This window comes from Nonomuraea dietziae (assembly GCF_014195505.1).
Classification (GTDB): Bacteria; Actinomycetota; Actinomycetes; order Streptosporangiales; family Streptosporangiaceae; genus Nonomuraea; species Nonomuraea roseola.
On record NZ_JACIBV010000001.1, the window covers coordinates 5941669 to 5951153 of the forward strand.

13 protein-coding genes are annotated in these 9485 nt (G+C 70.7%); 6 read left to right on the forward strand and 7 right to left on the reverse strand.

Annotation, left to right across the window (positions count from 1 at the left end):
- Positions 1–93 precede the first annotated feature (93 nt).
- On the forward strand, positions 94–534 hold the full coding sequence (locus FHR33_RS28465) for an Lrp/AsnC family transcriptional regulator (protein WP_183653934.1): 441 nt from the start codon (positions 94–96) through the stop codon (positions 532–534).
- On the opposite strand, the gene FHR33_RS28470 is transcribed toward FHR33_RS28465, so the two are convergent.
- The 3 genes from FHR33_RS28470 to FHR33_RS28480 all read right to left on the reverse strand — a co-directional run bounded on the left by FHR33_RS28470 (position 515) and on the right by FHR33_RS28480 (position 2446).
- Complete coding sequence (locus FHR33_RS28470) at positions 515–940, reverse strand: NUDIX hydrolase (RefSeq protein ID WP_312895760.1); 426 nt, start codon at positions 938–940, stop codon at positions 515–517. The genes FHR33_RS28465 and FHR33_RS28470 overlap by 20 nt on opposite strands.
- Before the next feature lie 54 nt (positions 941–994).
- Positions 995–1495 carry an HPP family protein gene (locus tag FHR33_RS28475; RefSeq protein ID WP_183653936.1) on the reverse strand — a complete coding sequence of 167 codons (501 nt, stop codon included), beginning with the start codon at positions 1493–1495 and terminating at the stop codon, positions 995–997.
- A 90-nt stretch (positions 1496–1585) separates the two neighbouring features.
- Positions 1586–2446 (reverse strand): alpha/beta fold hydrolase, encoded by an 861-nt coding sequence (locus FHR33_RS28480; RefSeq protein WP_183653939.1) that lies wholly within the window; start codon positions 2444–2446, stop codon positions 1586–1588.
- A gap of 105 nt (positions 2447–2551) precedes the next feature.
- Here FHR33_RS28480 and FHR33_RS28485 point away from each other — a divergent pair, with 105 nt between their 5' ends.
- Positions 2552–3064 carry a CGNR zinc finger domain-containing protein gene (locus tag FHR33_RS28485; protein ID WP_183653943.1) on the forward strand — a complete coding sequence of 171 codons (513 nt, stop codon included), beginning with the start codon at positions 2552–2554 and terminating at the stop codon, positions 3062–3064.
- On the opposite strand, the gene FHR33_RS28490 is transcribed toward FHR33_RS28485, so the two are convergent.
- Positions 3061–3540: an Lrp/AsnC family transcriptional regulator gene (locus tag FHR33_RS28490; RefSeq protein WP_183653946.1), complete on the reverse strand. Its 480-nt coding sequence runs from the start codon at positions 3538–3540 to the stop codon at positions 3061–3063. The two genes, FHR33_RS28485 and FHR33_RS28490, sit on opposite strands and share 4 nt — an antisense overlap.
- Before the next feature lie 94 nt (positions 3541–3634).
- Here FHR33_RS28490 and FHR33_RS28495 point away from each other — a divergent pair, with 94 nt between their 5' ends.
- The 3 genes from FHR33_RS28495 to FHR33_RS28505 all read left to right on the forward strand — a co-directional run bounded on the left by FHR33_RS28495 (position 3635) and on the right by FHR33_RS28505 (position 6688).
- Entirely contained in the window at positions 3635–4798 is a 1164-nt protein-coding gene (locus FHR33_RS28495) for a pyridoxal-phosphate dependent enzyme (protein ID WP_183653949.1), read from the forward strand.
- 32 nt (positions 4799–4830) lie between these two features.
- Positions 4831–5391: a TetR/AcrR family transcriptional regulator gene (locus FHR33_RS28500; RefSeq protein ID WP_183653952.1), complete on the forward strand. Its 561-nt coding sequence runs from the start codon at positions 4831–4833 to the stop codon at positions 5389–5391.
- A 94-nt stretch (positions 5392–5485) separates the two neighbouring features.
- On the forward strand, positions 5486–6688 hold the full coding sequence (locus FHR33_RS28505; protein WP_183653954.1) for a cytochrome P450: 1203 nt from the start codon (positions 5486–5488) through the stop codon (positions 6686–6688).
- Positions 6689–6972: 284 nt separating this feature from the next.
- Here the strand turns inward: FHR33_RS28505 and FHR33_RS28510 are convergent, their stop codons facing one another.
- Complete coding sequence (locus FHR33_RS28510) at positions 6973–7179, reverse strand: cold-shock protein (protein ID WP_183653956.1); 207 nt, start codon at positions 7177–7179, stop codon at positions 6973–6975.
- Between the two features lie 191 nt (positions 7180–7370).
- Complete coding sequence (locus tag FHR33_RS28515; RefSeq protein WP_183653959.1) at positions 7371–8279, reverse strand: LysR family transcriptional regulator; 909 nt, start codon at positions 8277–8279, stop codon at positions 7371–7373.
- A gap of 112 nt (positions 8280–8391) precedes the next feature.
- Here FHR33_RS28515 and FHR33_RS28520 point away from each other — a divergent pair, with 112 nt between their 5' ends.
- Entirely contained in the window at positions 8392–8895 is a 504-nt protein-coding gene (locus FHR33_RS28520) for a nuclear transport factor 2 family protein (protein WP_183653962.1), read from the forward strand.
- Positions 8896–8951: 56 nt separating this feature from the next.
- Here FHR33_RS28520 and FHR33_RS28525 read toward each other — a convergent pair whose 3' ends face one another.
- Positions 8952–9479, reverse strand: coding sequence for a DoxX family protein (locus tag FHR33_RS28525; protein WP_183653965.1), 528 nt, complete (start codon positions 9477–9479; stop codon positions 8952–8954).
- Positions 9480–9485: the final 6 nt, after the last annotated feature.

Below are 9485 nucleotides of genomic sequence, written 5' to 3' on the forward strand. Positions count from 1 at the left end.
GAAGGAATGCCGGTTCAACGGCGATGCCCCACTATGGGCGTACGATTCCGGCTATATCCTGGCGGCTGCTTTCCGATCGAAAGGTGCCCCCCGATGGACGACATGGACTGGGAGCTCCTGCGCGAACTGCAGGCCAACGCCAGGCTCTCCTTCAACGAGCTGTCGCGCAGGGTCCATCTGTCGCCGCCCGCGGTGGCCGAGCGGGTGCGCAGGCTGGAGGAGTCGGGGGTGATCACCGGCTATCACGCGCAGGTGGATCCTGCGATGGCCGGTTGGTCGGTGTCGGCGTTCATCCGCATGTCGTGTTACGGACCCCGCTGCGTGCTGCGCGACCCCGAGGTGGCCGGCTGGCCCGAGGTGCGCGAGATCCACCGGGTCACCGGCGACGTGTGCAGCATCCTCAAGGTGGCGGCGGCCTCGATGGCCGCCTTCGAGGACCTGATCGACAGGCTGGCCGTCTACGGGCAGCCGTCGAGCACCATGGTCCTGTCCAGCCCGCTCACCGCGCACCCGCTCACGGCCGCGACCCCGTGAGCGCCCCCGTCTCCTTGAGCAGCGGAACGACCTGGTCGCGGATGGCCGAGGCCAGCAGCGGGACGTACTCGTCGGCCCCGTCGGTCCACCCGAGCCTGGCCAGCTCGGCGGCGGCCAGCGGCGCCTGGTCGAGCGCCGCGTGGAAGACGGCCAGCCGCATCGGCACCCCTTCGAGCGCGGCCACGCCCTCGAAGCGCGCCAGGAGCGAGACCCCGGTCGGCGCCGCCCCGAGCTCCTCCTTCAGCTCGCGGGCGAGGGTCTGCTCCTCGCTCTCGCCAGGCTCGGGCTTGCCGCCGGGCAGGTAGAACAGGTCGGGGGCGCTCTTTTTGCTGACCACGAGCAGCCGTCCCCTGTCGATGACCGCCGCGGCCACGACGTCGATGCCCTCGCGTTCTTGTCCGTCCACAACCGGCCACCCTGCCAGACGCGCCGGAGCCGGCGACGCCCGGGTCGCCGCGGATCAGCGCCAGTACGTGGGATAGCGGTGTCCCGGCAGTGCGCGGCCGAGCACGACGCCGCCGAGGACGACGACCACGCTGGCGGCCAGCACCGGGTTGAGCACGAAGAGCGGGCCTGGGTCCGTGAGCCCTGCCAGGGCCGCGGTGGCCGTCGCGGGCGGATGCGGGGCGCGCAGCAGGAGCATGGGAGCGGTGGCCAGGCCCGCCGCGACGACGGCGGCCCAGATCGAAGGGCCGGTCAGCGCGGTGATCGCGAGGGCGAGCACGGCGGCGCTGAGGTGGCCGAGCAGGATGCTGCGGGGCTGCGCGAACGGCGCGGCGGGAGCGACCGCCACGATGGCGGCGCTCGCCGCGAACGGCAGCGCGAACAGCGGGAGGCTGGTCGCGGAGGTGACCGCGGCGAGCAGCAGCAGGCCCGCCAGGGTGGCCGTGGTGGTGACGAGGATCGCCGTGGCCGGCGGCCGAGCGGGGGCGGCGGGGGGAGGAGAGGTCATGGACGCCATCGGCGGTCTCCTTCGGGTCGATGGAGGAGCGGGCCCGGCTCGCCGGAGAGCGGGCCCGCTCCTCCTGGTCGGTGGGACAGGCCGCGCTCCTCAGTCGGACAGGCCGCGGAGGAAGTCGCGGATGAGGGCGGCGCTCTGCTTCAGGCGGGTCGTGAGCGGGAAGTGGCCGGCGTCCAGGAGGTGGATGCGGGCCTGCTTCACGTCCCTTGCGTAGGCGCGGGCTCCGTCGGGACCGAAGATCTCGTCGTTCCTTCCCCAGACCGCGAGCAGCGGCGGCTGCTGGGTGCGCAGGTAGTCCTGCCACGCGGGGTAGCGGCCGGGGTTGACGCCGTAGTCGAGGAACAGGGCCAGCTGGATCTCCTGGTTGCCGGGACGGTCGAGCAGCGCCTGGTCGAAGGCCTCGTTGTCGGGGTTGACCAGCGAGGTGTCGGGGACTCCGTGGGTGTACTGCCAGTGGGTGGCCTCGCGGGTGAGCAGGCCGCGCAGGGCGTCGCCGTTGGCCTGGCTCGGGTCGGCCCAGTAGGCGCGGATCGGCTCCCAGAAGGGGGTCAGGCCCTCGTCGTAGGCGTTGCCGTTCTGGGTGACGATGCCGGTGATCCGCTCGGGGTGGCGCAGGGCCAGCCGGAAGCCGACCGGCGCGCCGTAGTCGTGGATGTGGAGCGCGTAGCTGGTCAGGCCGAGGGTCTCCAGCAGCCGGTCCACGACGTCGGCCAGGTGGTCGAAGGTGTAGTCCCACTCGTCGGCCGCGGGGGCGGAGCTGTGGCCGAAGCCGGGGTAGTCCGGTGCGAGGAGATGGAACTCGTCGGAGAGTTCCTCCATGAGCTCCCGGTAGGCGATCGACGAGGTCGGGAAGCCGTGCAGCAGCACGAGCGTCGGCGCTGAAGGGTCGCCCGCCTCGCGATAGAAGACGTTCAGCCCGTCGATCTCGACTGTGTGGTGGCGAACGGTCATGACGATCCTCACTAACTATCTAAATCAGTTTTGCCGGTTGGTGTGGACAACGTAGCGTGGGCACGTTCAACCGGTCAAATCGCGTTAGCAGGTTAGGATGGAGGCATGACGCGAACACGGCCGCTGCTGGGGGAACCTCTGGCGCTGGACCTGGTCAACACCGCCTGGGTGGAGCAGGACGCCTGGGTGGACTTCTTCGATGATCCCGGCGGAACGGAGGCGTGGCTCACCGAGCACGGACTGCAGGGCGAAGCCGATCAGGCGAGGAAGCCGCTGGTCGCGGCGCGTGACGCGCTGCGGGCGGCCCTCGTCGGAAGGGAAGGGCCGCTCGACGCCGTCCTCGACCACGGTTCACGGCGACCGCGGCTGCGGGGGGCGCGGCCGTACGAGGAGATCGTCGTCGACGACCCGGCCTGGCACGCGGCATGGGTGGCGGCGGCCGACCTCGTCCGCCTGATGGGCGAGCGCCCCGAGCGGATCCGCAAGTGCGCCAACCCGGCGTGCGTGCTCTGGTTCTACGACATCAGCAAGAACGGCAGCCGCCGCTGGTGCTCGATGGAGACCTGTGGCAACCGCGCCAAGAGCAGCCGCTTCCAGGAGCGCCAGCGCTCGGCCTAGGCGCGGGAGCGAACGGGAAGCGTCAGGCCCACCTTGATCGGGCGCATCACGATGCTGGTGGTGAACCTGCGCACGTTGCCGTTGTCGAAGAACGTCCGCTGGGTGAACCCCTCGAAGTCCTCCATGTCCCGAGCGGTCACGATCAGCACGAAGTCGTAGGCGCCGGTGACGTAGTAGCACTGCTGGACGTTCTCGTCGGCGTCCATCTGGTAGCGGAAGGCGTCGAGCACCTCCGACTTCTCGCGCTCCATCTCCACCTCCACGATGAACGTCATCGCCTGGCCGAGCGCCTTCGGGTTGAGCACCGCCACCTCGCGGGCGATCACGCCCGTCTCGCGGAGCCGCTTGATGCGGCGCTGGACCGCGGCGGTCGACATGCCCACCTCGACCGCGATGGACTCGGCGATGGTGCGGGCGTCCCGCTGCAGGCGGTCGAGAATGGCGCGATCGAGGTCGTCCAGGTCCGGGGTGCGCATGAACCGCAGATTAGTGCCGTACGGCGCGGCCGAACGACAGCATCGCTCTCGAAGTCGCGAGTCGGCCGCAGATGGTCTCCCTAGCATTTTCCTCATGGAGAACAGCTGGCTGAACAGCGCACGAGAGACCTACACCGCGAACGAGCGCGAGTTGCTCGGCGTCGCCCGCGCTGAGCAGGCCCGTGCCTTCTTCGGCCGCCACCCCGCCAACCGCGCCACCCCGTTGCTCTCCCTTCCCTCGATGGCGAGTACGGCAGGCGTCGCCTCGATCCTGGTCAAGGACGAGAGCGGGCGCATGGGGCTCGGCAGCTTCAAGGCGCTGGGCGGTATGTACGCCGTCGCCCGGCTGGTGCGGACCGAGGCCGAGGAGCGCCACGGTCCACGGCCCACCGAGGAGCAGGTGCGCGAGGTCGCCGCGCGCACCCCGTTCGTCTGTGCCAGCGCGGGCAACCACGGCATCTCCATGACGGCCGGAGTGCGCGAGCTCGGCGGCGACCCGATCGTCTTCCTCAGCGAGGACGTCCCCGAGGACTTCGCCCGCCGCCTGCGCAGGCTCGGCGCGGAGGTACGGCGCAGCCCCGGCGACTACGAGCAGAGCATGGCCGCGGCGCAGGAGGCCGCCGAACGCCACGGCTGGCGGCTGATCTCCGACAGCTCATGGGACGGCTACACCGCCGTCCCCCTCGACATCATGCGCGGGTACACCGTTCTGTTCGACGAGGCCGCCGAGGCCCTGCGCGGCGGGGCCGCCGAGAGCACCGGGGCCGTGGGAGACACCGGAGGCGCGGGCGGCCCTGGCGGCGTCGAGGGTGGCGAGGCGCCGAGTCACGTGTTCGTCCAGGCGGGTGTGGGCGGTCTCGCCGCGGCGGCCGCCGGGTACGTGCGCGACCGCTGGGGCGAGCAGCCGAAGATCGTCGTGGTCGAACCGCAGGCGGCCCCCTGCCTGCTGGTGAGCGCCCGTGAGGGCAGGCCGACGCGGGTCGAGGGCGGGCGGACCCTGCTCGGACGTCTCGACTGCCGCGAGCCGTCCCTGGTGGCATGGCGGCTGCTGTCCCGCCTGGCCGACGCCTTCGTGACCATCACCGACGAGGAGGCCGAGAGCGCAGCCAGGCTCCTGGCCGCCGAGGGCGTGCGGGCCTCGGCCTGCGGCGCCGCCGGCGCGGCGGGCCTGCTCTCCCTCGACCAGGCCACCCGCACCGCGCTGGAGCTGGGCCCGGCCTCCCGCGTGCTCCTCGTGGGCTCCGAAGGGGCGCTCTGACCTCGGCTCGCGGCTGCGCCTACACTCGGTGCGTGTCCCGCAGAGAAGAGATCGCCGACGTGGCGATCGCCGTCCTCGCCGCGGAGGGCATGCGCGGCCTGACCCATCGCACCGTCGACAGGGCGGCCGGTCTGCCCGAGGGCTCGACGTCGTACTACTTCAGGACGCGCCAGGCGCTGCTGCAGGCCGCGGTGCACCGGCTCGCGGAGGGCACCGCCGCCGACCTGGCGGCGCTGAGGGAGGCCTCGGGCTCCGATCTCGAAGGCCTGGTCGAGGCGGTGGCGACCGTGGTCGGGCAGTGGCTCACCACCGGCCGCGACCGCCAGCTCGCTCGATACGAACTGTCGCTCGAGGCGGTCAGGCGGCCTGAGCTGCATCGCGTGCTCATGGCGAGCGGCGACCACCTGCGCGAGATGATCACCGAGCTGCTGGCCTCCGCCGGCGTTCCCGAGGCCCACCGGCACGCCGTCGACCTCATCGCCTTCCTCGACGGGGTGCTCTTCGACCGTCTCGTCGGCATGGGGGCGCGCGCCGACGCTCCCGACCTGCGCGCCACGATCCGCGTGCTGCTGGCCGTCGCCACCCGACCCTGAGGCCCGGACGGCCCCGCGAGGGGTCGGTCGCCTCAGCGGACCTCTACTGACGTAGAGTCTCTACATCTGTAGAGGATGCATGAAGGAGCTGCCCATGTCCGAGGCTTCGTTCACCCCTGTCACCTTTCCCACCGAGCGCCCTTCCCCCTTCGACCCTCCTGAGGTGCTCGGTCGCTGGCGGGAGCAGGCGCCCATCCGCCCGCTGCGCTATCCCGACGGTCACCAGGGCTGGTTGGTGACCGGCTTCTCGGCGGCCAAGGCGGTGCTGACGGATTCGCGTTTCAGCAGCCTGCTGGAGAACCTGCACTGGCCGATCCGCTGGGAGGGGCTCGAGCCGGAGAACTTCGTCCAGCCGCCCGGCTTCTTCATGCAGATGGACCCGCCCGACCACTCCCGCTTCAGGAAGCAGCTGGCGGCGCAGTTCACCGTTCGCAGGATGCGGCAGCTGGAGCCACGGATCGAGCAGATCACCGAAGAGGTCCTGGACGCCATGGAGCGAGGCGGGGCGCCCGCGGACCTGATCCAGGAGTTCGCCCTTCCCGTCCCCTCGCTGGTGATCTGCGAGCTGCTCGGCGTGCCGTACGCCGACAGGGAGCGCTTCCAGCGCGACTCCGCGACCGCCCTGAGGGTCGGCTCGACCAGGGAGGAGGTCGGCGCGGCGACGGGGTCGATGATGGGCTACCTGTACGAACTGGTCGCAAGGAAGCGGGCGGAACCGGCTGACGACCTGCTCAGCGGCCTCGTCGCCGGCGGCGATCTCTTTCATGAGGAGATCGCGGGGGCAGGGCTGCTGCTCCTGGTCGCAGGGCATGAGACCACGGCCAACATGCTGGGGCTCGGTACCTTCGCCCTGCTGAGCGATCCCGGACAGCTCGCCGCCCTGCGGTCGGAGCCGCCGCTGATCGAGGGGGCCGTCGAGGAGCTGCTCCGCTATCTGGCCGTCACGCATCTCGGGCCGCTCAGGGCCGCTCTCGAGGACGTCGAGATCGCCGGTCAGACGATCAGGAAGGGTCAGGTGGTCACGATCTCGGTGCCGGCGGCCAACCGTGACCCCGAACGGTTCGACGATCCTGAGACCTTCGACGTCACCCGCCCCGCGACGGTCGGCCACCTGACCTTCGGGCACGGCATCCACCAGTGCCTCGGTCAGCAGCTCGCCAGGATCGAGATGCGCGTGGCCTTCCCCGCGCTGTTCCGGCGCTTTCCCGGGCTGCGGCTGGCGGTGCCGTCCGAGGAGGTTCCGATGCGCACGGACATGAGCATCTACGGCGCGCACCAGCTGCCGGTCATCTGGTAGCTCTGCTCGCCCCGCCCGCGCGAAGGGGAAACGATCGTCTCGGCCCGCGGGCCCTCCTGCCCCGGGTGACGTCGAAGGAGACCCTCGGCCAGGCGTTCGAGGTGTACCACCGAAGACACGCCGAACGCGTGCATCGGCCCCGACACCTCGAAGGTGCTGACTTCCGAGGTCGCCGGCACGCCGAAGAGGATCAACGTGGTGCTGGAGTCCGGGCGGCCGGTGACACAAAAAGCCGGGGCCCGCACCCAAAGGTGCGAGCCCCGGCTCGTGGCGCTAAGCCCGAATTAGGCGGGAACGATGTTCTCGGCCTGCGGGCCCTTCTGGCCCTGGGTGACGTCGAAGGAGACCTTCTGACCCTCGGTCAGCTCCCTGTAGCCGCCCTGGGAGACGATGTTGGAGTAGTGGGCGAAGACGTCAGCGCCGCCGCCGTCCTGCTCGATGAAGCCGAAGCCCTTTTCCGAGTTGAACCACTTCACGGTTCCAGTAGCCATGTCAATCTCCCTAACTAGATGCGGGGCGAGTTCCGCCCCTGCACGGGTCGCTTGTCGCTGAGATGACCCCACCCGGAGATGACCGGCAAACAAAAATGCACCTGAAGGTCACATGATGACATCAGGCGCACACAAAGTCTTTGTATGGGTACCACAACTGCAACTTCCATCAAGGTAGCACACTTTTGAGCTCAGCGGTAGTCGGTCACCATGTCGTGCGCCGCGTGGCTGAAAGCGAGGACCCTGGCGGTGGCTCCGCCGGCCCGCCACAGGAGCCGCCACTCCAGGGGCGGGGCGTCGCTGAACGGGACGTAGGCGACGTCAGGACGCGCGTAGTAGCGCCTGGCCTGCGCGCCCACGGGGAAGACCCCGAGACCCGCGCCGACCAGCGTGAGCATCTCCTGGAAGGTCGCGGCCGAAGGTCCTGGCGCGATCGGCAGGCCCGAGGGTGTGCGCGCGGGCGTGTGGTCCTCGCGCAGCGATACGGGCAGCGTGTCGGGCAGCTGGAGCATCGGGACGCGGGCCAGGTCCTCGACGGACATGGACGTTCGCCTGGCGAAAGGATGCCCGGCGGGTACGGCCAGCATGCGCGCCTCGCTCACCAGCACGGGCCCGGTGGCGAAGCCGGGTTCGCGCTCGGGGAACCCGGGAGGCAGACTCGCCAGAACGATCTCCACCTCGTCGTCGCGCAGCCACGTCACGATCTCCCCGATCTGCGCCTCCCTGATGCGCACCTGGCAGTCGGGCTGCCGCTTCCTGAACAGCTCGCTCGCCCCGACCAGCAGCTGACCGGCCGCGGCGCCGGTGAAGGCGACCCGCAGCGTGCCCGCGATGCCCTTTCCCGACTCGATCGCCCGCTCGAGCGCGGTGCCGATCTGGGTCCAGGCAGGCCTGATCTCCTCGAAGAGCTGCCGTCCGACAGGGGAGAGCTGCACGCGGCGGCTGGTCCTGTCGAACAGGGGGACGCCGACGCGCCGCTCCAGCTTCTTGATCGTCTGGCTGACCCTGGCGGTGGACACGTGCAGGCGCTCGGCCGTACGGCCGAAGTGCAGCTCCTCGGCGAGCGTCAGGAACGCCTCCACCTCGTGGCGCTCCAGCATGACCGCTCCCCATCGTTAAGTCTGGATTCACGATCCTTGCACAGGCTCTCGTTGATCGCGAGCCTCGCCCCGCCGAGGGTGGAGGCACACAGACACCTGCACGGGAGCACCCATGTACGTCACCACCCAGCACGCCGTATCAGCGGTCGCGGCCGACGCCGTCACCAAGGAGTTGAGGGATCGCGTCGAGATCACCGACGCGCTCTACCGCTTCGGGCTCGGCCAGGACCTCAAGGACGGCGAGCTGTTCGCCTCGGGCTTCGCCGAAGACGCCGAACTCGACTTCCGCCCCGCGGCCGCCGCATGGGGCGCCGAGCCCCCGCTGATGTCCGGCAGGGACACGATCGTCACGACCATCCTCGCGATGTTCGAGGGCCGGGTGGACACCACCCACCAGGTCACCAACTCGCGCGTCGCCGTCGACGGAGACACCGCCCGCCTGACCGCGCTGGTGGAGGCCCAGCACCTGCTCATCGCGGACCGCGGCACGCACGCCCTGCTGAAGAACCTCTACGACGTCGACCTCGTCCGCGAGGGCGAGCGCTGGCTCATGCGGAGGGTCCGCATCGACAACCTCTGGTACACCGGCGACCCGACGGCCGTCTTCGGCGGCTGAGCACGCGCGGGGCACTCAGCCGAGAGACGGCCGAGCCACGCGTGAGGCGTCCGACGTCACCAAGGCTCGGCCGGGGTGGTGGTGGTGTTCCGGTGGCGGAGGGCCAGGACGGCGGCGGCGCCGCCGAGGCCCAGGGCGAGGGCGGCCAGGCCCCAGGCCAGGCCCTTGCGCTCGCAGCCCAGCATCGCGTCGACCGAGAGCTTTCCTGGACCGTGCACCGCCAGCGACGCCGCGCCGGTGGCGAGAACGAGCGGGTACTCGAACCCGCCGTGCTGCGCCCACAGCCCCTTGGACAGGTGCGCCGAGACGGTGGCGTTGGTCATCGTCGCGATGAGACCGGCGGAGGACAGCGGCGTGGCCGCGCCGAGCGCGATCCCCGCGCCCGAGCCGAACTCGCCCAGACCGGCCGCCAGGCCCATGAGCCTGCCCTGCGGGTAGCCGAGCGCCGTCATCATCTCGCCGGTCGCCTCGGGGCCGCCCCCGCCGAACCAGCCGAACAGCTTCTGCGCGCCGTGCCCCATGAGCAGCAGCCCGGCGGGCACGCGCAGCAGCAGCACACCCATGTCCTCTGCGGTTACCTTCATGCGGGG

Coding starts and splice junctions, on each gene's coding strand:
- FHR33_RS28465 (WP_183653934.1), top strand. CDS start 94: ATGGACGACATGGACTGGGAGCTCCTGCGCGAACTGCAGGCCAACGCC.
- FHR33_RS28475 (WP_183653936.1), bottom strand. CDS start 1,495: ATGGCGTCCATGACCTCTCCTCCCCCCGCCGCCCCCGCTCGGCCGCCG.
- FHR33_RS28480 (WP_183653939.1), bottom strand. CDS start 2,446: ATGACCGTTCGCCACCACACAGTCGAGATCGACGGGCTGAACGTCTTC.
- FHR33_RS28485 (WP_183653943.1), top strand. CDS start 2,552: ATGACGCGAACACGGCCGCTGCTGGGGGAACCTCTGGCGCTGGACCTG.
- FHR33_RS28490 (WP_183653946.1), bottom strand. CDS start 3,540: ATGCGCACCCCGGACCTGGACGACCTCGATCGCGCCATTCTCGACCGC.
- FHR33_RS28495 (WP_183653949.1), top strand. CDS start 3,635: ATGGAGAACAGCTGGCTGAACAGCGCACGAGAGACCTACACCGCGAAC.
- FHR33_RS28505 (WP_183653954.1), top strand. CDS start 5,486: ATGTCCGAGGCTTCGTTCACCCCTGTCACCTTTCCCACCGAGCGCCCT.
- FHR33_RS28510 (WP_183653956.1), bottom strand. CDS start 7,179: ATGGCTACTGGAACCGTGAAGTGGTTCAACTCGGAAAAGGGCTTCGGC.
- FHR33_RS28515 (WP_183653959.1), bottom strand. CDS start 8,279: ATGCTGGAGCGCCACGAGGTGGAGGCGTTCCTGACGCTCGCCGAGGAG.
- FHR33_RS28520 (WP_183653962.1), top strand. CDS start 8,392: ATGTACGTCACCACCCAGCACGCCGTATCAGCGGTCGCGGCCGACGCC.
- FHR33_RS28525 (WP_183653965.1), bottom strand. CDS start 9,479: ATGAAGGTAACCGCAGAGGACATGGGTGTGCTGCTGCTGCGCGTGCCC.